The sequence below is a fragment of the Nocardia caishijiensis NBRC 108228 genome (assembly GCF_001612825.1).
Lineage (GTDB): Bacteria > Actinomycetota > Actinomycetes > Mycobacteriales > Mycobacteriaceae > Nocardia > Nocardia caishijiensis.
On sequence record NZ_BDBE01000030.1, the window covers coordinates 262,874 to 287,809 of the forward strand.

General features: G+C 69.6%; 17 protein-coding genes. 9 read left to right on the forward strand and 8 right to left on the reverse strand.

The genetic code is table 11. The features are described 5' to 3' along the window. The first annotated feature begins 22 nt into the window (after positions 1 to 22). From NC7_RS14465 to NC7_RS14480, 4 genes are read left to right on the forward strand one after another with little or no spacing between them, the layout of a single operon-like run. Positions 23 to 1,246: a peptidoglycan DD-metalloendopeptidase family protein gene (locus NC7_RS14465; RefSeq protein ID WP_067983231.1), complete on the forward strand. Its 1,224-nt coding sequence runs from the start codon at positions 23 to 25 to the stop codon at positions 1,244 to 1,246. A 26-nt stretch (positions 1,247 to 1,272) separates the two neighbouring features. After that, positions 1,273 to 4,110: a hypothetical protein gene (locus tag NC7_RS14470; protein WP_067983233.1), complete on the forward strand. Its 2,838-nt coding sequence runs from the start codon at positions 1,273 to 1,275 to the stop codon at positions 4,108 to 4,110. Next, a complete protein-coding gene (locus NC7_RS14475; RefSeq protein WP_067983235.1) occupies positions 4,107 to 6,191 on the forward strand; it encodes a WD40 repeat domain-containing protein in 2,085 nt (694 codons plus the stop codon). The genes NC7_RS14470 and NC7_RS14475 overlap by 4 nt, the downstream gene beginning before the upstream one ends. Continuing rightward, positions 6,184 to 9,627 (forward strand): hypothetical protein, encoded by a 3,444-nt coding sequence (locus NC7_RS14480; RefSeq protein WP_067983238.1) that lies wholly within the window; start codon positions 6,184 to 6,186, stop codon positions 9,625 to 9,627. Before NC7_RS14475 ends, NC7_RS14480 begins: the two co-directional genes overlap by 8 nt. A 37-nt stretch (positions 9,628 to 9,664) precedes the next feature. Here the strand turns inward: NC7_RS14480 and NC7_RS14485 are convergent, their stop codons facing one another. Then, positions 9,665 to 10,528, reverse strand: coding sequence for a caspase family protein (locus tag NC7_RS14485; protein ID WP_067983240.1), 864 nt, complete (start codon positions 10,526 to 10,528; stop codon positions 9,665 to 9,667). A 208-nt stretch (positions 10,529 to 10,736) separates the two neighbouring features. Between NC7_RS14485 and NC7_RS14490 the strand changes: the two genes are divergently transcribed. Beyond that, positions 10,737 to 11,138, forward strand: coding sequence for a hypothetical protein (locus NC7_RS14490; protein ID WP_067983242.1), 402 nt, complete (start codon positions 10,737 to 10,739; stop codon positions 11,136 to 11,138). Between the two features lie 141 nt (positions 11,139 to 11,279). Here NC7_RS14490 and NC7_RS14495 read toward each other — a convergent pair whose 3' ends face one another. Next, the gene (locus tag NC7_RS14495; protein ID WP_067983244.1) at positions 11,280 to 12,020 is read right to left on the reverse strand and encodes a hypothetical protein; all 741 of its coding nucleotides are present in this window, start codon (positions 12,018 to 12,020) and stop codon (positions 11,280 to 11,282) included. Positions 12,021 to 12,238: 218 nt separating this feature from the next. Between NC7_RS14495 and NC7_RS14500 the strand changes: the two genes are divergently transcribed. From NC7_RS14500 to NC7_RS14510, 3 genes are all read left to right on the forward strand, one after another. Continuing rightward, complete coding sequence (locus NC7_RS14500; protein ID WP_084458488.1) at positions 12,239 to 14,050, forward strand: peroxidase family protein; 1,812 nt, start codon at positions 12,239 to 12,241, stop codon at positions 14,048 to 14,050. Then, positions 14,047 to 15,144 carry a catalase family protein gene (locus NC7_RS14505; RefSeq protein WP_236573448.1) on the forward strand — a complete coding sequence of 366 codons (1,098 nt, stop codon included), beginning with the start codon at positions 14,047 to 14,049 and terminating at the stop codon, positions 15,142 to 15,144. Before NC7_RS14500 ends, NC7_RS14505 begins: the two co-directional genes overlap by 4 nt. Before the next feature lie 83 nt (positions 15,145 to 15,227). Continuing rightward, positions 15,228 to 17,858, forward strand: a complete 2,631-nt coding sequence (locus NC7_RS14510; RefSeq protein WP_067983247.1) for a helix-turn-helix transcriptional regulator — start codon at positions 15,228 to 15,230, stop codon at positions 17,856 to 17,858. Between the two features lie 7 nt (positions 17,859 to 17,865). Here the strand turns inward: NC7_RS14510 and NC7_RS14515 are convergent, their stop codons facing one another. The 6 genes from NC7_RS14515 to NC7_RS14540 all read right to left on the reverse strand — a co-directional run bounded on the left by NC7_RS14515 (position 17,866) and on the right by NC7_RS14540 (position 24,231). Beyond that, the gene (locus NC7_RS14515; protein ID WP_067983249.1) at positions 17,866 to 18,870 is read right to left on the reverse strand and encodes a tyrosine-type recombinase/integrase; all 1,005 of its coding nucleotides are present in this window, start codon (positions 18,868 to 18,870) and stop codon (positions 17,866 to 17,868) included. A 131-nt stretch (positions 18,871 to 19,001) separates the two neighbouring features. Then, the gene (locus tag NC7_RS14520; RefSeq protein WP_067983250.1) at positions 19,002 to 19,361 is read right to left on the reverse strand and encodes a DUF3703 domain-containing protein; all 360 of its coding nucleotides are present in this window, start codon (positions 19,359 to 19,361) and stop codon (positions 19,002 to 19,004) included. Between the two features lie 31 nt (positions 19,362 to 19,392). Next, entirely contained in the window at positions 19,393 to 20,109 is a 717-nt protein-coding gene (locus NC7_RS29835) for a cation efflux transmembrane domain-containing protein (protein ID WP_067983731.1), read from the reverse strand. Further along, positions 20,109 to 20,438: an ArsR/SmtB family transcription factor gene (locus NC7_RS29840; protein ID WP_067983252.1), complete on the reverse strand. Its 330-nt coding sequence runs from the start codon at positions 20,436 to 20,438 to the stop codon at positions 20,109 to 20,111. The genes NC7_RS29835 and NC7_RS29840 overlap by 1 nt, the downstream gene beginning before the upstream one ends. A 66-nt stretch (positions 20,439 to 20,504) precedes the next feature. Continuing rightward, a complete protein-coding gene (locus NC7_RS14535; protein WP_067983729.1) occupies positions 20,505 to 23,522 on the reverse strand; it encodes a Tn3 family transposase in 3,018 nt (1,005 codons plus the stop codon). A 241-nt stretch (positions 23,523 to 23,763) separates the two neighbouring features. After that, a complete protein-coding gene (locus NC7_RS14540) occupies positions 23,764 to 24,231 on the reverse strand; it encodes a hypothetical protein (RefSeq protein ID WP_067983254.1) in 468 nt (155 codons plus the stop codon). Positions 24,232 to 24,647: 416 nt separating this feature from the next. Between NC7_RS14540 and NC7_RS14545 the strand changes: the two genes are divergently transcribed. After that, positions 24,648 to 24,935 carry a hypothetical protein gene (locus tag NC7_RS14545; protein WP_157102007.1) on the forward strand — a complete coding sequence of 96 codons (288 nt, stop codon included), beginning with the start codon at positions 24,648 to 24,650 and terminating at the stop codon, positions 24,933 to 24,935. Position 24,936 lies beyond the last annotated feature (1 nt).

The following is a 24,936-nucleotide window of genomic DNA, read 5'->3' on the forward strand; positions in this document are numbered from 1 at the left end:
CTCTCACGAAGGCAGGTGCACCATGACACTCGAACTCGGCGACCACGTCTGGTACTGGAACGGCCGGATGTCGACCGACAAGAACATTCCCCGAGCCGAATGGTTTCCCGGTACGAATCCGCACGATCCCACCGACTACGGCGGCCACGGCAAGGAGATCTTCCACTACGTGATCCACGCCGACGAAATCGCCCGTGGCCGACCACATATGCGCAATCACGAGGGCAGCTTCGCGTGGCTGAACAACAATCCGGGCAATATCACCGGGGTGCCCGGTGGCCCGGACTACGGCCAGTACCCGGGCAAGTTCAATTGGCACAACTTCCTGGTGTTCCCCTCCTGGGGCGACGGGTATTTCGCCATCGCGCAGCTGTTGCGGTCGGCGTCGTATCGCGACCTGTCGATCCTCGACGGTTTCGCCCGGTACGCCCCCGCCTCCGACGGCAACGATCCCGCCACCTACGCCCACGCGGTCGCGAACGCGCTCGGCATCTCCGTCGGCACGCGCCTCGGTGACCTCGACGACGACCAGATGCGGGTGGTGCAGGACAAGATCCAGGAGATCGAAGGCGCGGTGCCCGGGGCCAGCCTGGCCTGGGATTCCGAAGAGGTCCCGGCCGAGATCGCCGCGCAACTACCGGCCTTCCGGCGGATCCCGCGTCCACGCGCGCTGGCGCGTGGCGCGTTCACCATGGACATCTCCGCGCCCGTCGACCCCTCGGGGTATACCCGGGCACACGGCGGGCCACACCAGGGCGGGCATCAGGGACCGCACTGGTACATCGAGTACGGCATGGACCTCGGCGGCCAGGCGGGTACTCCGGTGTTCGCCGCGTTCGACGGTCACATCACCCGCTTCACCCCGCACACCCCGGCCACCGACAGCGGAAAGGTCTACGGCGCACAGATCTTCCTGCGCGCGCCCAACGACATGATGGGCGGCTTCTACACCCACCTCACCGATGTACCCTCGGGCCTCGGTGTGGGTTCGACGGTGTCACGTGGCGACTTCCTCGGCACGGTGCTCGAATTCGGCGGCATCCCACCGCATCTGCATCTCGCGCTGGTGGAGATCATCGGCGGTGCGCCCGGCGGCCAGTACGTGGGCGTCGATCTCTATCAGACCTTCCTCGGGCTCGAAACAGCCGCGCCCGGCGCGGTGGTGACGGTGACCTTCTCGCAGGACGGATCGGCGCCGGGGGAGGGCCTGCGGGCCGGGCCCGCCGAATCCGTTCCGGTCGGTTAGCACGCGGGCGTTGGAGGGACACCCCGATGCGCTACCTGCTGCTGATCCGCCCCGAGGACCACCTGATCCTCGGGGTGCGCTGGACCGGATGCATCCCCGACGGCACCGGCATGCTCACCGCCGGGGACGGTGCCCGGCTCACCGTGATGTTCCCGCCGCAACACGTCGGGGAAGAATGCTCGCCGCCGTTCTCGCCCGCACCGGTGACCCTGGCGGCGGGCACGACCGGCGCGCTGGTTCCCGGCTGGCGTGGGGTGCTCGCCGGGCCGAGCCGGATCGTCGTCGCGGTGCCGCCCGGTCGGCGGATCGCCCTGACTGTCACCGGGATCCTCGAAGCGGTGGATGCCGCGCCATTGGTGGTCGACCCGGGGGAGACCGCCATCGAGATGCCGTGGCGCACGATCCTGGTTCCCGGTGGTGCCGGGCCAGGCCCACGTCGCGTCGATGCCCGAGCCGACGACGCGTGGCTATCGGACGCGCCGCGAATCGCCGCCAATCGGCGGAACGGTCGTGGTGCGAGCCGATCCGGAAACGGGACCGTGGTGTGCAGACATACGGGCGCCACCGGGCCGGATGGTGTGCACGGTGTCTGGCGCACCCGACTGGTCGACGCGGAAACGACCGAGGTCGTGACACTGTCGGATGCGCGGTTGGGGGTCCGCGTCGTCGACCACGACATCGCCGACACCCTCGACCCCGACTTCGGGGCCAACACCCTCGGCACCCCGCGCGCGGTCCGCACCCGCCTCGTCGCCGAGACCGCGACCAGCCCCGCGAGCGCGTCCAGGCTGGAGTTGAGCGCCCTCGGCGGCACCCTGCATGCGAAGGGCACCTGGGCGGCGTTCGAATGGGAACAACGCGTGGTACTCGGCCGCGACATGCTGGTGCGCGCGCGATTCGAGGGTGTGCTGTACCCCCTGGGCCATCGAGCGGAATACCTCGAGGTCGTGACGAGGGAGTTCGACCTCTCGACCGGTGGCGCTGCGGTGCTGCGGCGGATCGGGGTCCTCACGGTCCGCGAACCCGTGCGTGGCCCCGCTGAGGAGCCCGAGCTTCGGCGTCGGTTCCCCCTCGGCACCGTGGAGATCGCGCGCACGATCTTCACCGACCTGGAATCACCCAATACCGGTACGGGCTGGCAGTTCACGGGCCTGCCCGGTGTCGGCGAGCAGGCCACCCACTTCCAGCCGACCACCACGGCGGGCCTGCCGGTGCTGTTCCCGGTCCGGTGCGTCACCGCCACCGGTGTGGTGAGCTTCGACGTGCCCCTGCTGTTCGTCACCGAGATCGCCCTCGGTGCGGGCACCTCGCTCACCGATCCCGGTCTCGCGCAACGACTTCGCGACGACTACGGCACCGTCACGGTGTCGATCGCCCCGACACCCCTCGACCTGACGGGAGCGGGCGGGCGTGGCCGCGGCGACATCCACGAGGTCCACGGCCTGACGCTGGCCGGTCTCGCGCAGCAGCGCCTGACCGACGGGTACCGCGCCGGACTTGATCGACTCGACATCGCCCTTCCCGCCTTGCGGGTCCTGCGCGGCGACGATCGCCTCACCCCGGTCCGTCTCGCCGAGAACTTCCTGCGTGACGGTACCGCCGACATCGTGCTGGAAATGTTGCCCGACCAGGCCCGCGAGATCGACTTCGGTGGCGACGCCGCACGCTCGGGTGGTCTGTTGACCCCGAAGTACGTCACCGATGCCATCTCCCGCACGCTCGGTCCGGTGAACCTGCGGGCGCTGCCCGATCCGGCGACCGGACTGATCGACCCGGCCGCCCTGTTCCCGTCCGATCAGGCCGCGCTGCTCGGTTTTCCCCTGCGCACCCTGGTGACCCAGTTGCGGCTGCCACCGGAGATCACCGCGGTACCCCGGACCGGCGCGCCACCGGAAGTGCGGATGAACTGGCGCGACGTCGCCCTGCGGTCGGTCGGCACGTTCGTCGCCGGACCGGGCACCCGACTCGACCTGACCGTCGTCGCCGCACCCGATCACCACGAAACACGCTGCACGGTCGAGGAATTCACTCTCGAACTACCGCCGGGATCCAAGCGGGTGCTGCGGCTGAGCTTCGCCGCACTGACCTTCACCCAGCGCGGGAGCAACGCACCCGAGGTCGCTCTCGACGGACTACGGGTCGAATTCGTCGGCGCACTGAACCTGCTGAAGGAACTCCAGGATCTCGTGCGGCTCGGCGACACCGGCAAGATGCTCGACATCAGCACGCGCGGCATCACCGTGCGCTACGCGCTGCCGTTGCCACCGGTCACCGCCGGAGCGTTCGTGATGCGCAACATCGCCCTCACCTCGGCCGTCGACATCCCGTTCGACGGCCGACCGGTCGGATTCACCTTCGGCTTCGCCAGCCGCGCGAACCCCTTCCAGCTCGCGGTGATGATGTTCGGTGGCGGCGGCTACCTCGAGCTGGAGTTGGACCGCGACGGTCTGCGCCGCTTCGAGGCGGCGCTGGAATTCGGGGCCTTCGTCGCGGTCGACTTCGTCGTCGCCTCCGGTGAGGTGCACGCACTCGGCGGTGTGCGGTTCACCCTCGAAGCCGACGGCGCGGTCACTCTGTGCGGGTATCTGCGCATCGGCGGCTGCGTCGAGGTCCTCGGGCTGATCAGTGTGTCGATCGAACTGTGCCTGTCGCTGACCTACCGCTCCGAGCGCAACGCCCTCGTCGGCCGGGCCACCCTGGTGATCGAGGTCGACCTCACGCTCTGGTCGGACAGTGTCGAAATCGACAGCGGCGAATGGGTGCTCGCGGGCGGGGCCGCACGTAGGCCCGCCGTGCGTGACCGCGATGCCGCCATGGCTCGATGGCTCGAATACCGGGCCGCGTTCGCAGGAGTAGGACAATGAACGAAGCCGAACACTTCCGGATCGTCACGGAGGCGACGCTCGAGCACCCGGTGGGTCGGGTCGCGGCGAGCCACGACGGGCAGCGGATCTTCGCGGTCACCGCGTGGTCGCTGTTCGGGAACGGCGAGGGCCCGCCGGGCGCCAGCATGCTGGACGGGAGGACCGGGCAGGTCCTCTGGAGCACTGCGGATGTGCTCTGTTTCGACGTGCTCTTCGCCCCCGACCGGGAGTTCTTCGTGTTCACCGGGATGAACACCGCCGACGAACGGTGGGTCGCGCTGATGCGCACCGACACCGGTGAACAGCTGTGGACGCAGCGCGGCGGCGGGTTTCTCGAACTCGCCCCGGACGGCAAACGGCTCGCGCTCATCGGTGTGCTCGACGACGGAGCGGGTGGGGAGTTCGCGCAGAACATGGTGCTCGACGTGCCGAGCGGCGCGGTGCTGTATCGGCAGGGAAACTCCATGACCCGCCCCCGATTCCGGTCCGACTCGGCGCTGCTGTGCACCGGCTGCCCGTCGCTGGTCGACCTGGCGACGGCCACTCCGCGATGGCAGGTGGGCGACCACACGAACATCCCGTCGGCCGCCGAATTCACCCCGCGCGGTGACGGCGTGATCTTCGCGAGCGCCACCACGGGCACCATCACCACCTACGACCTCGACCCCGACGCGACCGGTGCCGCGGTCGCGCGCGGCGCCGTCGCCGCACCCGAACTGGCGAACATCAACACCTGGTTCGAGAGCCTGTTCTACAGCCCCGCCCGCGAAACCCTTGTCCGCGTGGGCAATCAGGGCGTCGCACTGCTGTCGGTGGTCGACGGTGGCGTGCGCAGGATGCTGCCGGTCCCGGGCAACGGGCCGTTCGCGGGCGTCTTCCTGCCGCGCGGCGAGCGGCTCGCGGTGAATGTCGCGATCCCGCCCGCGACCGAACCGGCCGGGGTCAGCGTGATCGAGACCACGGGTGATTCGGTGGTGTGGTCGGATCCGGGACACACGGTGTGGCACCTCGCCGTGTCCGGCGACGGAACCACCCTCGTCACCGGCGGTGAAAACGCTGTTCGTGTCTATGAATTGGGTACCCCCGCACGATCCCGGCGCGACTGTGGTGCTCGCATCGGTGCCGTGTCCGCCAGTGACAGCGCGGCCGGGATCGTCGCCGTCGCGGCCGAGGCGAAACTCGTCGTCTTCCGTGCCGCGACGGGGGAGCTGATGCTCGAACGGGTGCACCCCGGCCCGATCGGCACCGTGGCGGTGAGCCCGGACGGACACGGCGTCGTCACCGGCAGCAGCGACGGTCGCTGCAGGCATTTCGACACTCTCACCGGTGCTCGCTGGACCGCGCGGCACACCGGGGCGGTCAACGCGGTCGCCGTGAGCGACGACGGGACCCGCGTCGCCACTGCCGCCGCCGATCGCACCGCCCGCCTGTTCGACCGGGCACCCGGTGCCGATCCGGAGAACGTCACCGAGCTGTGGTCGCATCAGCATCCGCTCGCTGTCACCCACGTCGTGATCGGACCGGCGGCCTCCTGGGTTGCTACAGCGGCCCTGGATCGCAAGGTGCGCATCCTGCTCGGGACGACCGGCGCCGAGGTTCACCCACCGTTCGAACACGACGCCAAGATCCGGGGACTGTGCGCCCGGGCGAACACGCTCGTCACCGCGAGCGAGGACGGCAGCACCCTGGTGATCGACGCCGCGACCGGGGTGCGACGCCTGCGGATCGAGCACCCCGGCCCGGTGACAGTGCTCGCCCTCGCACCCGACGGCAGTCTGCTCGCCACGGCGGGCGGGTCGACCGTCGACCTGCTGCGGATCGACGGCGACCGGGAGGTTCTAGTGCACCGGCTCACGGCACGAGCGACCGTGAACGGCCTGGCATTCGCGGCCAACGGCCAGCTGATCGTGTCCGCCGACGACTCGGTCGTCGCGGTGATCGACCCCGTCAGCGGGCGTGAGATCGACCGGTTCCTCCAGCCGATGCCGATGAGTCACCTGGCCGCCGGTGCCGACGGTCGGGTGATCGTCGGCGGCTGCACCGACAATGTCGCACGGGTCTACGAGGTGGACGATGAGTGAGATGCTCTGGGTGGCGGTGCCGTCCGGCCGTGACGGTGCCGAGCTGAGCGTGCGGGTGCTCGTCGTCCCGAGGCTGGACGAAGGAACCCTCGTCGACTTCGGGCTCGCGGACTGGCCGTCCCTGCTCAACGACCAGACGGGTTTCGAACTGCGCGTGCGCACCGACACAGGGGAGCGGGTGGTGGCCTCGGCGCCGCGCCTGGTGGCGCGGGCGCGTTCGGAGCTGTGGCACGAATTCTTCGGGGGCGATGCGGGTTTCGTCCGGCAATGGGAGGACCGCACGGTAGGACCGCCGCAGGTGTCGGATACCTCCGCCACCGCGACGAAGGTCGCCGCGACCCTGCGCACCGTCACCCGCGTCGGCGCCGAACGCCCACCGGAGGAAACCGAGGCGGCGGTGCGCGAACAACTCGCCACCTGGCACGGCACCGCCACCGCGCCGGTGCCCGACGACAACGAACCACCCCCACCGGTCGTCGCCGATTTCCATCGCACGGTGGCCAACCTGCGCGAACACCCGGCGGTGCTGCTCGAACTCGGGCTCGTCTTCGAACTGCGCTGTGCCGCCACCGATCTGGGCGAGGGCACCGCGCTGCTGAGCGTGCGCTGTGTCGACCCGCCGTTCCTGCGCAACCTGGTCACCGCACCGTGGACCCGCTACGAACTCACCGCGACCGGGTTCCGGCCCGCGCCCGATCCCTCGGCGTCCTCCGGCATCCGCGCGGGCATGCTCGACCTGTCGGACTCGGTCTCGCTCACCGACCCCTCGGCGCCCGCCGCGTCGCGCCGCTGGGCCATCGCCACCTTCGACATCGACGGCGGTGCCGACGGATTCCGTCAGGCCGCCCACGATTTCGCGGCCAACACCCCGGCCGATCCGGTGCTGCCGCCGGTGCGTTCCAGCGGTATCACCCTGCTCCAGCCGGGTCGCGGCCGCGAGTACCTGGCCCGCAGCGGCGCAAGCACCCGGCGAGCGCGCGACCTCGGTGACGTCGTGTTCACCGCCGAGGATCTCGTGCTCGGCTACCGCGTCGACATCCGCCGTGAGGGCACCCCGTGGCTGTCGGTGTGCGCCCGCGACGCGGGCTACCGCGTGAACGGCGTCGACATCGTCGCGGGCCGCGAAGAGGGTCACGTGAAACCCTTCGCCGCCGTGCGCGGCGCCGACGGGCAGTTGCGCGCCGACGAAGCGGTGCTGCGCTGGGACGGGTGGAGTCTGGCGCTGCCGTCACCGAACCTGCGCGGCGACACCACCGGTCCGGCGCGAAACCCCGCGCAGCCCTTGCCGTTCGACTTCGCCTGGGACTACACGGTGCCGCCACGCAGCATGCCCGCACTGCGCTTCGCCGACCTGTATCAGGTGCGGGTACGCATCGCCGACATGGCGGGCGGTGGGCTCACCACCGCCGAACTCGACGACGCCACCGTGGCGAGCGCGGCAGTGAGCTATCTGCGACACGACCCGGTTCCGCCGCCGCAGGTGCACGGGCCCGCCGCGCTCGCGACCGGTGCCACGGTGACCCGCCTGGTCATCCGCAGCGACGCCGGTCGCAGTGTCGCCGACCTGCACGCCGAGAACCCGGAATATCCCGTGCGCGACAGTCGTGTCCTGCGCGCACCCACCGCCGCCCTGTCGCTGGTCGAACAGCACCGGATGCTCGACGAACGCACCGACGAGGAGTCCTTCCAGCTCGCCCAGCGGGCCATGGACACCGACGGCAGCGGCGCGGGCCTGCCCGATCCGGTCGCCAGCGGGGTACGGGCCCAGGCACGCTTCGGTGAGGCCGGGCTGGTCGCGACGATCGGTGACCACAGCGCCTGGTCGCCCGCCTGGCCGCACTACGGGGCCAAAACCGTGGAACTGCACGACAGCCCGGGCGCCGAACCGATCACCGTGCGCTGGAACGGTGACGTGCTGAGCATCGGGCTCGCCAAGGGCAAGCAGGCCAGGATCGAGCTCAGCTCCACCCTCGACGGCGAGCTGTCGAACCATCTGGCCATCAGCGACGCGCTCGCCGGTGGCGCGGGGGAGCCGACGATCTCGCCCGACAGCACCAAGCTCGGCCGCAATCCCGCCGTCACCCCGCCCGTCCGGATCGAGGTGGTGCACGCGGTGAAACACCCACTGCGCGAACCCGTCTGGGAACTGCCCGACGAGGCCGTCCATCGCCAACCCGGCGACCCGACCGCATTGCTCACACCGATGTTCACCGACGCCGGTCTCGACCCGCACAGTACCGGCCGACTCGGTGTCTCCGCCGCCTGGACCGATGTCACCGACACCGGCACCAGCGCCGCCACCGCGCTGACTCCGAGGACACTCGCCGCTGTCCACAGCCAGGTGATCGACCCCGGGCACATGCCATCGATGCGGTTCAGACACGAATTCGGGGACACCCGCCACCGCACCGTCACCTACACGCTCGAGGCGGCGAGCCGCTACCGGCAGTACTTCGCGGCCACCGATCCCGACTCCGACTTCGCCCTCACCCGCCCCCAGACACCGGTCGTGATCGTGTCCAGCGCGCGACCCGCCGCGCCGGTGGTGCTCGGGGTCGTCCCCGCCTTCGCGACCCGGGTCGTCAGAACCGGCGCCGATCGCCTCGAATTCAGCAGGGACAGCGGACGCATCCGGGTCGAGGTGGCACGGCCCTGGTACGAAACCGGTGCGGGGGAGCAGCTGGGGGTGGTGCTCGCACCGGACGCCGACCCGACCCCGACGGTGGCAGCCACGGTGAGCCGGGCCGGGCGCGACCCGTTGTTCGGCACGCCGGATCTGCCGTCGTTCCCGCAGGCCGAATGGTTCCCCTCGGCCGTCGAGCCGGTGGACGTCGTCGTCCCCGAACTCGGCGAGTTCGTGGCGGTCGCGCCGCACGAGGTGTCGCCGGGAACCGATCGGTGGTTCGCCGACGTCCAGCTCGCCGTACCGAGGGAACAGCAGTCCTATCACCCGTTCGTCCGGCTGGCGGTGGCCCGCTTCCAGCGGCACAGCCTCGACGGGATGTACCTGTCGCCGATCGTGATCACCGACGCGGTGCCGTTGCTGCCCCACCGGAATGTCGTGGTCGAACGTTCGGGCGACCAGCTGCGCGTCGCGGTCGGGGGCACGTCACCGAACCCACTCAACCGGTTGGAGCTGCGCCTGGAGTCCTGCCCGGCGGGCTCGGTACCCGAGTCCGTCGACCTCGTCGTCGACGATCCGGCCGAGCAGCAGGGCCTGCCGGTATGGCGGCCGGTCGGCGCGGTGGTCGAACGGGCCGAGGACGGTGCCGTCGCGCCGTTGACGATGCCGCCGACCGCGGACCATCTGCGCCTGCGCCTGTGCGAAACCGAGAAGCTCACCGGCCAGCAAGCTCCGGATCTGCCCGCCGAACTGCGACTGCGTACCGTCTTCGTCGCCACGATCGTGTTGCCGGTCGAGTGGTATCGCGCGTGAAAAAGGTGCGGGGGAGCGCCCCGCACCTTCTCACCTCTCAGGGTGTGAACGGACGCTGGTCGAGGAAATCGGCACCCGCGTTGAGCGGAAACAGATTCGGCACCTGATCCGGCGGCATGATGTTCATGATCTGCCGATGGAACTGCGTGTACCCACCCGTGAAGGCGCCGTTGGCCCACACCTCGAGCAGTGAACCCGTGAACTGGCCGTTGACCGGCCCGTCATAGGACAGCTGTGAATCCTGGCAACCCGACAGCAGCACCACACTCGCGCGCAGGTCCGAGCGCGACTGCGGGCCGCTCAGCCGCTGTACGAACGAATACAGCTGCCTGCGCCGCTTGTTGTCCTCGGACTGCACCTCCCGTGGCATCGCCTTCGGACTGCCCTGCACCACCGTCGGCGCGGCGGGCGCGTCGGCGTAGGCGCTCTCGGCCACCGTCGCGATGGCCGCGCGGCTGTCGCGGGTGAAGGCGTCGCGCACCACGGTGCCGCTGTGACAGCTGTCCGAGCACACCACCACCCGCACTCCCGCCGCGAACTGCCGCCACATCTGGAACAGTTCGTCGTCGACGATCTGACGGTCGTAGGCCACCCAGGTCTCGTCCTGGTTGTCGTCCTCCTCGCCGTCGACGTCCCACGCCTGACCGCCGTGACCGGAATAGGTGATGAGCACCAGGTCGCCTGGTTGCGCGTTGGTGGCGAGCTGACCGATCTCGCCGATGATCGCGAACGAGGTGGCCGCGCTGTCGAGCAGGGTCACCGAGGTGGCGAAACCCTGGGCGGCGGCCAGCCCCGCCATGGAGTTCGCGTCGTTCACGCAACCCGCGAGTGCGCCGTCCCAACCGCCGTAGGCGGCCGGATCGACCCGATTCAAACCGATGTGCAACGAATATCCGCTCACTGCCGTTCCTCCATCCGAGCCGGAATTATCGAAAGTCGCCGAAGAAATTCGGCAATTCCCATACTCGGCACGCGGCGCGCCAGGAGATAGCGTGGCCCACTACCCGAATCCGGGGATACGCAGTGGGGTAGTGGATTACGCATTCGGTGGGGTGGACCCGCGCGCGATCATCGAGATACAGAGATTTCCGCCGAGAAAGGGCAGAGAAATGTTGCAGGAAGACAGCAGTGACGCGGTCGTCGCGGCGAGCGCGGACACCGTGGAAGAGGATTTCGAGTCGACCAAAGCGGGATACTCCGCCGTCGAAGCGGTGGGCACCCGCGCCATCGGGGAAACGAACATCACCTCGATCTTCTGGGCGCAGAAGGGTCTGCTCACCCACGGCACCGGTGCCTGGGTGTTCGGTTTCCCGAATGCCACGGTGCGCGCCGACAGTCAGGTCTCGGTGAGCCTGACCGAGCGGGACAACAATGGCACCCCGTTTCTCGGATTGGCGACCACCCAGGTATTGAACGTGGTCCCGCACGCCGACGGCACCATTTCGGTGCGGTATCACGTCGGGTGGAGCAGCAATATCAGGGTGCTGTTCAACTTCATCATCGTGAATTGAACGCCCGGCAGTGTCGCGGTACACCCGGAGCCTGGTCCGACAGCGTGGTCGGTGCGGGTCTCGGGGTTCTGCGACAGTCGCGGCACCGCAGGTCGACGACAACGGCGTCGCTCGCCGGCGGGCCACGACGTCCTGTCAGATCTAGGAACCCGGTCGTGCCCGTGCCGACGCGGCGAGCGCCCGCTCGGTTTTGGTCGAGCCGGTCGCGGGCGTCAGGCCGAGCGCGTGTACCGCGTCGAGAAGGCGCTGTTGTGCGGCGGCGGCGCGCAGGTGCGGGCCGACGGGCGAATCATGGGGCGCGGCGGTGATTTTCACAGCCAGTTCGAGCAGATCCAGGTCGGCGATCCGCCACCGCTCGACATCGACGCACAACCCACCTAGGGCGACGCCGGTCCACCGCAGCGCGTGCACCGGCCCCCGCGCGCGCAGCCGATCCACCGCGACACCCGGTGGCGTGCAACTCACCAGGAACTGCCGCTGCGCGGTCGCGAGCGCCTCGGTGACATCGACCCCGCGCTCCACGCAGTCCCGCAGGGAACCGGCGGGCCACCCACTGATCGCCGACGCCGACAACATCCGCAGCGGGCTGCACCAATCGCGCTCGATCCGATACCGCACCCCCTCGTCGAGGAACGGTCGTGCCCATCGACCGCTGAGCTGGGCGGGGGTGCACGGTCGCAGCTTCACGGTGAGGTCGTCCTCGGCGCCACTGCGCAACCGGATGACGATGCGGCCCGACAGCAGCGCCGGTGATCCGGCCGAGTCGGGTTCGGCGAACCAGATGTCGCGCACATCGGCCGTGTCCGGACCGCAGCCGAGGCGCCGCAGCGCCACCGCGACATCGGTGTCGAGATTGACCTTGATTTCGATCGGCGTGATCACCCGGGTTCCCTTCTGTCGCCTGCGGTGGACCCCGGCGCACGGGCAGCGGGTGTCCACGGTCAGGGTCGTCCACTCGGGCCGGGTGGCGCGCGCGTAGTCGGCTACCCGATCACTCCCGCAGTGGGTGGGGGCTGAGGTAGTCGACTACTCGTGACAGGCCAGTGTGTGGGGCGGAGACTGAGTCGATCCGGTCCCGCCTCAGTTCGTGGAGGTTCCCGATGATCGACGCCCCTCACCACACCGGCGGGTGCGACCCCGCGCCGAGCCGGTCACGCATCGCGAATGTCCTCGCCGACGCCGCGCAAGCGATCGACCGCCGGTTCGGCTGGTTCCGGTTGCCGAAACCACTCGGCCTGGCCGTGCTCATCGGGTTACGGGCCGGACTGCGGGCACACAACCTCGTCGACACCGGCCCGCACCCCGACGGTCCGCTGCCACCCGACGAACCGGGTGAGCACCTCACCCGCACCCTCGACGGCACCTACAACACCCCCGGTGACCCGCGCGCGGGCTCGATCGGCTGCCGATTCGGTCGCAACATCCCCCTCGCGAACACCCGGCCCGAGGACGACGCTCGCATCCTCGACCCCAACCCGCGCACGGTGAGCACCACACTGCTCGCCCGCGACGAGTTCCGGCCCGCGACCACCTTGAACCTGCTCGCCGCGGCCTGGATCCAGTTCGAGGTGCACGACTGGTTCAGCCACCGACCGTCCGAGGCCGAACCGTTCACGGTCGGCGTCGCCGACGGCGGGTGGTGGGGGCCGACGATGACCATCCCACGCACGGCCACGGTGCCCGCGCCCGATCCCGCCGACCCGCCCACCTTCGTCACCGGCGAATCCCACTGGTGGGATGCCTCCCAGATCTACGGCACCACGGCCGAAGCCGCGGGGGCGCTGCGGTCGGGCAAACTCGGTCAGGTCATCCTCGACGAACTCGGCCTGCCACCGGTGGACGCGGCGAGCCTGGTGGCCAGATCACCGGCAGCGGCCAACGCCTGGGTCGGGCTGGCGCTGCTGCATTCACTATTCCTGAGCGAACACAACGCCATCTGCGAGCGCCTGGTCGCCCGCTACCCGGACCGCCGCGACGATCAGTGGCTCTACGACACGGCCCGCCTGATCAACGCCGCGCTGATCGCCAAGATCCACACCGTCGACTGGACACCGGCCGTGATCGCCCATCCCACCACGGTCGCCGCACTGCGCGCCAACTGGTTCGGGCTGCTCGGCGAACGGGTGGCGCGTCGCTTCGGCAGGCTCGTCGACAACGAAGTCCTGTGTGGCATACCGGGTTCCGTCCGTGAGGATCACGGCGTTCCCTATTCGCTGACCGAGGAATTCGTCGCGGTCTACCGGATGCATCCCCTGATTCCCGACGAACTGACGGTACGCGGCCTGGCCGACGACAAGATCCTGGAGCGCCTGCCCTTCCCGGAGCTGGGTGTGCGCCACATCCGGCAACGGCTCACGGAAATCCCGATGGACACGCTGCTGTATTCCTTCGGCCGGGCCAACCCGGGCGCGCTCACCCTGCACAACTACCCGCAGCACCTGCGCCGCCTCGACCGTGGCGAGGACCAACCACTGGATCTGGCGACCATCGACATCCTGCGCGTGCGGGAACGAGGTGTGCCGCGCTACAACGAGTTCCGGCGGCAACTGCGCCTCGCGCCCGCGCGCTCGTTCGCCGACCTCACCGACGATCCGCGCTGGGCGCGTGAACTCGCCCAGGTGTACGACACCGTCGAGGACGTCGACCTGATGATCGGCCTCTACGCCGAGCCCAAACCACCCGGTTTCGGATTCGGCGACACCGCCTTCCGGATCTTCGTGCTGATGGCCTCGCGCAGGCTCTCGGCCGACCGCTTCTTCACCACCGACTTCCGGCCCGAGATCTACACCGAGGCGGGGATGGCCTGGGTGCGTGACAACACGATGCGCACGGTGCTGCTCCGCCATTTCCCCACCCTCGCGCCCGCGCTGACCGGTGTCGCGAACCCCTTCGCCCCGTGGAGGTCCCGGTGACCACGTACCTGCGCTACCGCGACGATCTGGAACATCCACGTGCCGACGAGGAACGCGACATCGACCGGATCATCGCGGTGCTGCGCACCAACAACGAACGCGCCTTCCGCAAGTACAAGCGCGGTCTGCGCGACGCGCACGCCAAGAGCCACGGCATCCTGCGCGGCGAACTCACCGTCCACGCGGGACTGCGCGCCGAACTGGCCCAGGGCATGTTCGCCGAACCGGCGACGTATCCGGTGATCGCCCGGTTGTCGAGCACCTCGGGGGTGATCCGCAGCGATCAGCTGCGCGGCGTCCGTGGTCTCGGCATCAAGGTGCTCGGGGTGCACGGTCCGCGCGCGCTGCCCGACGACGATGCGACCACCCAGGACTTCATCATGGTCACCCATCGGGAGTTCCTCTTCGCCGACGCGCACGCCTACCTCACCAAGGGGATGCCGACCGCCTGGGTGCTCGCCCGCCTGCCCGATACCGCGTTGCGGGTCGGCAGCGATCTGGTGGCCGCGCTGGACACCCACGTGCTGCGCCGCCTCGGCACCGGGGTGCCACCCAATCTCGGTGTCTTCGTCGCGCCGAACACCCACATCCTCGGCGAGACCTTCTTCACCTCGGCGCCGCTGCGCCACGGCGACTATGTCGCCAAACTGCTCTACGCCCCGGTGTCGCCGGAAGTCGTGGCCCTGCACGGGCAACCGATCCCGGAGTCGGCCGGTGTGAACGCGCACCAGAACTCGGTGATCGACTTCTTCGCCGCGCACGGCGCCACCTACGAACTGCGCGCCCAACTGTGTACGGACAGCACGCGGATGCCGATCGAGGACGCCACCGTCGAGTGGCCCGAGTCCGAATCGGCGCACGAAACAGTGGCGACCCTGCGCTTCGACCGGCAGGACCCGTACACCCCGCAACGCCGCGCCTACGGCGACGAGGTGCTCTCGTTCAACTCCTGGCGCGGTCTCGACGCGCACCGGCCACTCGGCTCGATCAACCGGCTCAAGAAGCGGGTGTACGAGGCGTCGAGCAACTACCGCCACGAGGTCGGCAACGCACCGCGCGTCGAACCGCGCGACGCTACCGAGCTGCCGCCGTGACCAGCGTCGCGCCCACCCGTTCCCACGCCGCTCCTGGCGCGTTTCGTTGTGGCGTCGTCGCTGGACATCTACACTTTTCGCCCATGGGCGGACTGTGGCAGCTGCTCGATCGCCCCACCGAGTACGAGGCTGTCCACCGCGCGCTGACGAGCGGCGACACCGGTGGCGTGGTTCTCGTCGGCGCGGCGGGCGTCGGCAAGACCACGCTCGCGCGGCTCGTCACCACAGCCCTGCCCGACCCCGTGCGCTGGGCGGCGTGCACCGCCTCCTCCCAGGCCATTCCGCTCGGCGCCTTCGCGCCCTGGATCGCCGCCTCGGCGTCGCGCGACCCGCTCGCGCTGCTGCATTCCGCGCGCGAGAACCTGCTCGCCCGGCCAGGCACGGTGCTCGGCGTGGACGACGCCCATCTGCTCGACACTCTGTCGGCCACCCTGGTGCACCAGATCGCCGTCGACCAGGGTGCGCGCGTGGTCGCCACGGTCCGCTGCGGCGAACCGGTACCCGATGCGGTCACCTCGCTGTGGAAGGACGGGTATCTCGAGCGAATCGAGTTGGCGCCGTTCACCAAACAGCAGTGCACCGACCTGGTGCAGCACGTGCTCGGCGGAACTCTCGAGGGGCTCAGCGCCGACGTGATGTGGGAGTCCTCCGGCGGCAACCCGCTGTTCCTGCGGAACATGGTCGAAGGCGCGGTCGAAGCGAGCACCCTCACCGATGTCAACGGGGTCTGGCAACTACGCGGGCCGACCGCGGTGCCCTCCGGGCTCGTCGCCCTGCTCGACGAACGACTGACCCGGGCCGGAAAACCGGTGCTCGACGTGCTGGAGATGCTGGCCGTGTACGAGCCGCTCGACATCGACGTCCTCAGCGAACTCGTCGGGGTGGAGGCGGTCGACGCCGCCGAATCGACCGGGATGATCCGGGTGAGCAGGCACAACGGCGCCGTCGATGTGCGGTTCAGCCATCCGTTGCTCGGCGAGGTGGTGCGGCGCCGGGTGGGGACCGCTGCCGCGCGCGCCCGGCGGGGACGCCTCGTCGATACCCTGCGCGACCGGGACCTGAGCACACCCGCCCATCGCATCCGGCTGGCCAGGTTGTGTGTCGACAGCGACCGACCCGTCGGCGTCGACCTGCTCATCGACGCGGCGAAAGACGCTGTGGCACTGGCTAACTTGCCACTCGGTGAGCAGCTCGCACGGGCCGCGTGCCAACGCGGCGGCGGGCTGCGCGCGGCCGAACTGCACTCGCGCGCACTGCTGTGGGAGGGCAGGCCGCGCGAGGCCGACCGGATCCTCGCGCGCTTCGACCCCGATAAGCTCGACCCCTTGCAGTTGGTGCAGTGGGGAGTGGTGCGGGCGAGCCTGCGCTTCTGGTCGCTCGGCGATGTCGAACACGCCCGCGAGCTCGTCGACCTGTTGCGCGCCCGGGTCGAATACCGCGCCCTGCGCTTGACCGTCGACGCCGCCGCGGCGGCGATGGCCGTCCACGAGAACCACATCACCGAGGGCATCGACGCCGCCAAGCAGGTGCTCGCCGATCCCGAATCACCGCGCCAGGCCGTCGATTTCGCCGCCTTTGCGCTCGGGCTGGCCCTGCCGGTGGCCGGTCGAGGTGCCGAATTCGCGCCCGTCGCGGCGCGCAGCCGTGCCCAGCAGAAGGCTACCGACGGGCTCATCCGGGTGATGGTCCGCTACGGCGACGTACTCGCGCTGACCACCATCGGTGACCTCGACCTCGCCGAACAGCGGGCCGCCGAATACCGTGAGTTCTCTTCGGCCGGACAATTCGCCGGTTGGGCGGTCGCCCGGATCGCCGCCGGGGTCGTGGCCACCTATCGCGGCCGGTTCCGCGACGCGATCACCGCCTTCGAACAGGCGCTGGCCGCGCTCAACGCCGAAGCCTCGCTCCCGTGGAAACTCCCCGCGCGCCTGCTGCTGGCCCGCGCCTACGCGGCGCTGGGGGAGGTGGAACACGCCGAGCGCGTCCTCGGCGACGCCGAGGAGCACCGCGGGCCGCACATGGCCCTGCATGAACCGCAACGTGTCATCGCCCGCGCCTGGCTGGCGGCGGCCGAACACCGCCCGCACGCGGCGGTCGAGCTGGCTCGCAAAGCCGCCGATATCGCCCGTGGCGCAGGTCAATTCGCGATGGAGGCCGAAGCGCTGCACCACGCCGCGCGCTTCGGCGACCGGACCGTCGCCACCCGGCTGAGCGCTCTCGCTTCCCGCGTCCAGGGCCCGGTCGCCGGAATCTACGCCCGGCACGCGAACGCCGTCGCCAAGGCCGACCCCGTCGCCCTCATCGCCGCGAGCGAGGAATTCGAGGCCGCGGGTTTGTTGTTGTCGGCCGCCGACGCCGCCGCCCAAGCCGTGCCCATCCACGACCACGCCGGACGGCGCCATCCGAGCGCCGAGGCCGCCGCCCGCGCCTCGGCGCTGGCCGCCCGCTGCGACGACGCGGGAACACCCGCCGTCACCGCCGCCGCCCGCCCGCTCCCCATCACCGAGCGCGAACGCGAAATCGCCGCCCTGATCGGCCGAGGCCTGTCCAATCGGGCCATCGCCGAACGCCTGTGTGTCTCCATCCGTACGGTCGAAGGCCACATCTACCGCGCCTGCATCAAACTCGACGTCGCCGACCGGGACCAGCTCGCCCGCTTGATCCGCAGTCGGGGTTCCGGTAGTAACCGCCGAAAAACCAACGGATATGCGTAGCTGCTGGTCAGCGTCGGTTGGCGTCCGGACCGAGTAGCGCGGTGAGCTCGCGCATCGCCTGCGGCGACGGTTTGAAGTAGCGGCGCAGGTTCTCGGCTTTGCAGTGGCGGGACTTGGCCATCAGTTCCAGCAGGCTGGCCCCGGATTCGCCGAGGTGAGTCAGGCCGGAGTGGCGCAGTTCGTGTAGATCCCAGCCGGTTCCGGGCCCGTCGACGGCGGTGGCTGTGTCGAGCAGGTCGCGGGCTTGGTCGTAGGACAGCCGGGCCAGGCCAGTGTCGGGGCAGATATCACGCTCGCCGAGGTACTTGCCGGGCCCCGGCCGGCGGTGGCCCACGAACACCGGGCCGCGAGTGCGGCCGCGGATCAGCCGGGGCAACAAACGGGCGGTGCCCGCGTCCCAGTACACGGTCTCGAGGACGTGATCGTGGTGAGCGGCGCCCCTCCGGCGGGTGCGGGGTTTGGCGCCCTTGGACTTCACCGGCGCGCTGCGGGCGGCCAGGTCGAGGTCTTCGATGTTGAGCTGGAGCAGTTCTTCGGCGCGGGCGCAGGGCTCGTAGAGCATCCGCCACAGCGTCTTCTCCCGGACGTGGATCTCGCGGCGGGCGATGAGCCGGTCGATCGCGGTGCGGGAGCGGACCGGGGTGTCGGAGTCCGGCGGGGTCGATCGCCCGGCCGAGGCCGGGAGCGTCGGTGCGGTCCATCCCTGCTCGACGCACCAACTCAACCACTTGCCGACTGCGGCGCGGCGCGCGTTCCAGGTATTGACCGCCGCGCTGCCCCACAGGGTTTCCAGCGCGGCGCCGATCTCGTCGTCGGTGACCGAGGCCAGGGCCCGGCTGTGACCGATCAGCCCGTCGCGGTCGCGGCCGTCGAGTTGGTCGACGGTCTTGACGATCGCGATGCCGTAGGCGCGGCGGGTGTTCGCCGAGCCGATCGTGTCGAGGAACGCCTCGGCGGCGGTGCGCAAGGTGCGGGTCGGCGCGGTGCGCAGCCGGGTCACCTTCGCAGCCATCGGTTCCCTCGTTTCCGGCTTGCCCCGGATAACGGGGTCGCTTCGTGTAGGCGCGGCGGTGGGTCCGCCGCAGGTCGGGTCTCACGATACCCCGGATAACAGCCCATTATCCGGGGTATCGGTTCGTGCGGTTATGCCGCCGCCGGGTGCAGCAGCGCTGCGAGGTCGGGTGGTGTCGGCATGGTCTGGCGCAGGCCGACGGCGGCGCGGCCGGTGTTGCCTTCGGGGGCGCGCCCGACCAGGGAGCCGGGCGCGGCGACGATGATGCGCACGATCTGGCCGAGGGCTTCACGGCGGTCGCGCTGGCGGACGGCGAGGGCGAACATGGCGATGTGGTTGCCGGTGTGCAGCCACGGGTCGGGCTGGGACAGGATGTGGGCGCGTTCCAGATGGACCCAGCGCTGCTCGGAGTCGGACGAGGTCTTCGCCGACGATGATGCCCGCATCTCGTCGTGGTAGGCCGTGCGGGCGGCGTCCGGGATTCGTGGCATGGGGCAACCCCTTTCGCGGATCGGAGGTTGGTCAGTCGCAGCAGTCGTCGCAGTCGTGGCCGGTCTGCTGTGTGGCGGTGAGCGCGGTGGGGATGGGGCAGCAGGTGTCCCCGCGCCAGGCGTTGATGCCCTCCTTGACGGCGATGACGGCGATGATCAGGGCGGCGATCGGGTCGGCCCACGACCAGCCGAACAGGCTGTTGAGCAGCAGTCCGACCAGCAGTACCGCTGAGAGGTAGGTGCACAGCAGGGTCTGTTTGGAGTCGGCGACCGCGGAGGCGGAGCCGAGCTCGCGCCCGGCGCGACGCTGGGCATAGGACAGCACCGGCATGATCACCAGACTGGCCGCGGCGAGCCCGATGCCGATCGGTGTGTGCTGGGCTTCGCCGACGCCGAACAGGGCGCGGACCGAGTCGATGGTGACGTAGGCGGCGAGGGCGAAGAAGGAGAACGCGATGATCCGCAGCGCGACCTTCTCCCGTTTCTCAGGATCGCGGCCGGCGAACTGCCAGGCGACCGCGGCCGCGGAGGACACCTCGATCACCGAGTCCAGACCGAATCCGATCAGCGCGGTGGACGACACCCGGGCACCTTCGGTCAGCGCGATGATGGCCTCGATGACGTTGTAGGTGATGGTCGCGGCGACGAACCAGCGGATCCGCCGCGCCAGCAACGCTTTCCGCGTCGCGGACGGTCCGGGGACCTGGACGGCCGAGGACAATGACGGCATTCCCAACGGCGCCGACATCAGCAGCACCCCTGTGTGTCCGAGTCCGGGCAGCAGGCCGGATCGACGGCGAGCACGAGCCCGAGCAGATCTTCCAATGCGGCGGCGATACGCCGGTCGGCCAGCTCGTAGCGGCTGCGCCGGCCCTCCGGGACGGCCACGACCAGTCCGCATCCGCGCAGGCAGGCCAGGTGGTTGGACAGGATCTGGCGCGTCACCCCGATCTGTTCGGCCATGTCCGAGGGATAGGCCGGACCGGTGCGCAGGCTCAGCAGGACCTGGGTGCGGGTCGGGTCCGACAGCGCGTGCCCGAACCGGGCCAGCGCCTCACGATGCAATACGGCTTCCACAATCCCAATAATACAGATTTCCATGTATTCAGATAGTGCTGAATTATTCGGAGTGTACGAGTCCCGTCAGAACAGGGTGTCGCGTACCCGCAGTGGCCGGTAACCGGTGGGGCCGAGCTGTGCGAGTTCGCCCTCGATGTCGACTTCGATCGCGCCGAAGAAGTTGATGTTGGCGCTGTGCGCGGGGCTGATGTGGGCCAGGACCTCGTCGTCGATGCGCTGCCCGGACCGGCGCATCTGCTCCACGGCGAGCCCGTAGTACTCGGTGGTCCAGGCGATCACGGCGTTGGTGGCCAGGGTCAGACACCAGGCTTGCTCGGTCTGGTCGGCGAGCTGGCGGGCCCGGATCATGCCCTCGTGGGCGTAGAGCAGGTCGCGGCGTAGCGCGTGCAGGGATTCGCCCTTGTTGAGCTGGCGGGCGATCTTGCGCCGGTAGTCGGGGTCGGAGAGGTATTTCGCGGCGTAGATGGTGCGCCGCAGCGCCCCGTACTCCTTGAGGGCTGCGGCCAGGGTGTTCTGACGCCCGGACGCCGAGAGCTTGCCGACCAGCAGGGACGCGGTGGCGTGCCCGAACTTCAACGACCCGGCCAACCTGAGCAGGTCGTCCCAGTGCTCGGCGATCAACTCCAGGTTGGCCTTGCGGGTCATCAGCGGGCCAGCGTGCGGGAACCGATCCTCGGCGGCCGCGCGCGGGCCCGGCCGGTAGAGGGTAATGCGGCCCAGGTCCCGGATGCGCGGGGACAGCTGCATCCCGAGCAGGTCGAACAGCCCGAAGTTGACCAGGGTGACGCCATGGGTGTCGGTGGCGTGTTCGGTGATCGGCAGATCGGTGGCGTTGCCCAGGATCTCGTCGAGCACGTAGTGGGCCTCGCGTTTGGTCGCCACGATCACCTTCGTGCCGTAGGTCGCGTGCTGGTCGGTGACATGGGTGTAGGTCGACAGCCCTTCGTTCGCGAAGTATCGGCTCATCGGCCGGGCAGTGGTCGATTTCCCGCGCGTGGGGAAGCGCTGCCCGTCGCTCGACGACAGTGTGCCCGCGCCGAACACGGGTGTGAGCGGAAGTCGCTGGTGGTAGTCGATGAGCACCAGATTGGCCGCGCGCAGGGTTTCCTCGCGCACATACCATTCGTCGGTCCAGGACAGGATGTCGTAGGAAATGCCGCAGGCCTCGGCCATCCGCGTCAAGCCCAGGTTGGTCGAGTACGCGAGCAGCACCGCGATCAAGTTGCGTTTCAACTCCGGCGTGCGGGTGGCCTGGCCGCCGGCGTGAGTGAAGCAGTCCAGGTAGCCGGTGCGTTTGTCCAGCTCGATCAGCAACGACACGATCGGCGCGAACGGCAGCATCTCGGTCAGCTCGGCCTTGAGCGAGATCGCCTCGGCCGGAACGTCCTCGGCGGTCAACGGCGAAATGATCAGATCCCCGGACTCGCCGTCCAGGCGTACCGGACCCTCGCCCTCAGCGAGCACCGCCTCGAGTTCACCGACCGCGGTGTGCAGTTCGTCTACCACGGCCGCCAGGGCGACGCCGGGATCAGCCGAGCGCCCGACCAGGCGGCAGAACTCGCCACGTTGTGGTTCCCACTGCTCAGGTGTGAGCAGGTAGGCGGCCGGGTCGGCGTAGCGACGTGAGCCGGGCACGAACACGTCCCCGCTGCGCAGGCCGTCGCGCAACCCGAGCAGCACGCACAGCTCCCAGTAGTGCCGATACGCGGTCGCGCTGCCGGACTTGCGCGCCTGGTCGAGGTAGCCGCGCCACTTGGTCGGCACGAATCCGGTCGGGGCTTCGTCGAAGACCTTGCGGCGCCCGGTGGCGTTGAGCTCGCGCAGCATGTCGACCGCGAGCAGCAGCTCGGTCGCCGCGGTGCCGCCGGCGAACCCGACCGACGCGAGCACCGCGGGCGTGAACTGGCGCAGGTAGTTGTAGGAGGAATCCAGGGCGGCCAGATGCCCGTGATCACGCGGCAACCGGGGTTTGGCCTGCGCGACCGCCGCACGCAGGCGTTCCCACCCGATCCTCTCCCCACGAATCAGCGCGCCGATCTCCTCATCGGCCACCGCCGGATCGGTGACGATCGCGAGGAGGTCGTCGAGCAGCGCCTGGCGGTCCTCGCCAGACTTACCACGTTCGGCCAGTTCCTGCTGCATCCGGCGTTCGGCGGCACCGAATTTCGCCGAGATCGCCTGATCGAACAACGCCACGACCTCGTCGAGCACGTCGGTGCCGGACTGGGCCAGCACGGTGAGCAGGATCGGATACCGGCGCTGCGGATCCCGGCGCTCCAGAGCCTGCGGGGTCAACCGGCGCCCCATCGTGGCCAGGAACCGGCGCCGCTCGGCGGGCAGTACCGACATATCCAGGCGATCCGCGCCCAGGCCGCGCAGGAACGCCAGCTTGTCGACCTCGGCGCGCACTGCGGCCGCCGATGCCTCCACCGGCCCGGTCGACAGCCACCGCAACCGCGAAACCCCCAGCGAGGCATCGGTGGTCAGCAGGGCGTCCAGCTCCGCGCAGCGCGCCGGGGTGAACTCGTGGGCCAGCCGGTCGTAGGTTTCGCGTTGGGCCTGCTCGCGGGCGTGGGCGATGCGTTCGACCATGCTCACCGGACCGGGCCGGATCACCCGCGCCGAGATCAGGTACTCACACCCCAACCGGAACAGCAGGGTCGGGGAGTCGTGTTCCATCGCCCGCGCGAGCAGGAACTCGTCGAGTTCCTTGAGTTCGAGCGCACCGGCCGCCCGCCACCCGAGGTACTGGGCGACCAGCCGGAGGTGGTCGGTGCGGGTCTGGGCGCGGCGTCCGTAGGAACGGATCTCTGTACCGTCGACGCGCAGCTGCTCGGCCAACCGCGCTACCGCGACCGGCGGGGCGGTTACCACCCGATCGGGTACGAACCCCAGCCATGGCAACGTGCACAACGCGATCGCGATGCCGAGCCGATCGGCCGGACCACGACCCCGACCGGGATCGACGAACGCCAGATCCGCCGGTGAGAGCGTGAAGAACCGGAACATCTCCTCGCGACCGATCTCCGGGAACTCGCGCAGACGCGCCAATTCCTCATCCGCGAACACCCGCGTCGCCACGAACCCGACCTCCCACACCAACCAATAGCGTTGGGAGCCAAGCCAACCAGCAATCCGTCATCACCGCAGGCCGAACTGGGGCCTCACCAGCGACCGGCTACCGGCTACGCATATCCGTTGGTTTTTCGGCGGTTACTACCGGAACCCCCAGTCGGTGAGTCGACCGCCGCGATGGGCGAGCGCACGGTTTCGCAGCGAGTCGGGCGCTGCGCCCTGCGGGGGTGCCGAATGCGAGTGAAGCTCAGGGCATTTCGACGGTCTCGGCGCGGGCGACTTCGCTGATGGCGCGGACGATGCTGTCTTCGATGGGGATCCGGGTCGTGTCGGCGAGATGGCCGATCAAGAGGACAGCTGCGGGGTGGGGATCGGTTCGTGGCTGGTCGGGGTGTTCATCGATGCCGAGGGCGCCGGTGAGGGCGGTGGCCACGGTGGTCGGGTCGAGGGTGGGGAGCCAGGGGATCGCTCCGCGCAGGACGTCGGTGAGGACGGCGCGGATGTCGTCGGCGGCGAGGCCGTCGGGGTGGGCTGCCTCGAGGAGCTCGCGGATGACGGCCGACGCGACGATGGTCACCTGCTCGGTCGGCAGATCGGCCAGCTCAGCGGTGTGTTCGTGAAAGGCTGATTCGTCGCGGATGCGTGCGGCGGTGACCGATGCCGCCAGGGTGGTCGCGATGGCGCGAGCTGCCGACGGCCATGCGGACGGCCACATGATGCTCCTCGTGGTGGATCGCGCACTCGTTTCGCGCGGGGTGTCGTCAGCCTAGCGAGCGGGCCGACGAATTCTCGCAGTTCCATAACCCGGTCGCAGAACATCGCATCGACCCCGAGTGCGTCCTGCTGTAGGGCAACTCGCTGGGCGGCGCCCACGCCGTCACCACCTCCGCCGACGCCCAGCGCCACCCTCGCCCGCGGCCGCGAAACCCGCTGGCGCAACGAGCACCCGACGGCCGGTTGCGCGTCTACCCTGGTACTCGTTTCACCTTCTACACCGACCCGGCGCTGCGCACCCGCGTCGTCGCCGATCAGATCGAGTTCTTCCGCCACGCCTGCGATCGGGTGTGACGGGCAGGGTTGGCGCTGATCACACGGGGTATCCGCGTGGTACCCCTGAGTGGGAAGGATGCGATGACGATGCGCGGACGACGCAACCGCCGTGATCGAGAAGTGCGCGAAGTACGAGAAATCCAGGCCCGACCACCTCATCAGACCGCCAAGTCCCTCCTGTCGCTGCTCGTCATGGCCTGGCTGCTCGCCGGGCTGGTCGCGGCGTTCCAGCGGGACTACTTCACCGACACCCCGACCAACTGCGGTGACTGGGGGACCATCGCGCTCACGGTGGCCGCGGGCCCGCTGAACTATCTCGGCATGAACCCGAAGGTCGGCGAATGCCAACTCCCCGAACCGAGCCAATGAC

What these genes read in the sequence shown, in the direction of transcription:
- NC7_RS14465 (WP_067983231.1), top strand. Translation starts at nt 23, where the DNA reads ATGACACTCGAACTCGGCGACCACGTCTGGTACTGGAACGGCCGGATG.
- NC7_RS14470 (WP_067983233.1), top strand. Translation starts at nt 1,273, where the DNA reads ATGCGCTACCTGCTGCTGATCCGCCCCGAGGACCACCTGATCCTCGGG.
- NC7_RS14475 (WP_067983235.1), top strand. Translation starts at nt 4,107, where the DNA reads ATGAACGAAGCCGAACACTTCCGGATCGTCACGGAGGCGACGCTCGAG.
- NC7_RS14480 (WP_067983238.1), top strand. Translation starts at nt 6,184, where the DNA reads ATGAGTGAGATGCTCTGGGTGGCGGTGCCGTCCGGCCGTGACGGTGCC.
- NC7_RS14490 (WP_067983242.1), top strand. Translation starts at nt 10,737, where the DNA reads ATGTTGCAGGAAGACAGCAGTGACGCGGTCGTCGCGGCGAGCGCGGAC.
- NC7_RS14500 (WP_084458488.1), top strand. Translation starts at nt 12,239, where the DNA reads ATGATCGACGCCCCTCACCACACCGGCGGGTGCGACCCCGCGCCGAGC.
- NC7_RS14510 (WP_067983247.1), top strand. Translation starts at nt 15,228, where the DNA reads ATGGGCGGACTGTGGCAGCTGCTCGATCGCCCCACCGAGTACGAGGCT.
- NC7_RS14515 (WP_067983249.1), bottom strand. Translation starts at nt 18,870, where the DNA reads ATGGCTGCGAAGGTGACCCGGCTGCGCACCGCGCCGACCCGCACCTTG.
- NC7_RS14520 (WP_067983250.1), bottom strand. Translation starts at nt 19,361, where the DNA reads ATGCCACGAATCCCGGACGCCGCCCGCACGGCCTACCACGACGAGATG.
- NC7_RS29835 (WP_067983731.1), bottom strand. Translation starts at nt 20,109, where the DNA reads ATGTCGGCGCCGTTGGGAATGCCGTCATTGTCCTCGGCCGTCCAGGTC.
- NC7_RS14540 (WP_067983254.1), bottom strand. Translation starts at nt 24,231, where the DNA reads ATGTGGCCGTCCGCATGGCCGTCGGCAGCTCGCGCCATCGCGACCACC.
- NC7_RS14545 (WP_157102007.1), top strand. Translation starts at nt 24,648, where the DNA reads ATGACGATGCGCGGACGACGCAACCGCCGTGATCGAGAAGTGCGCGAA.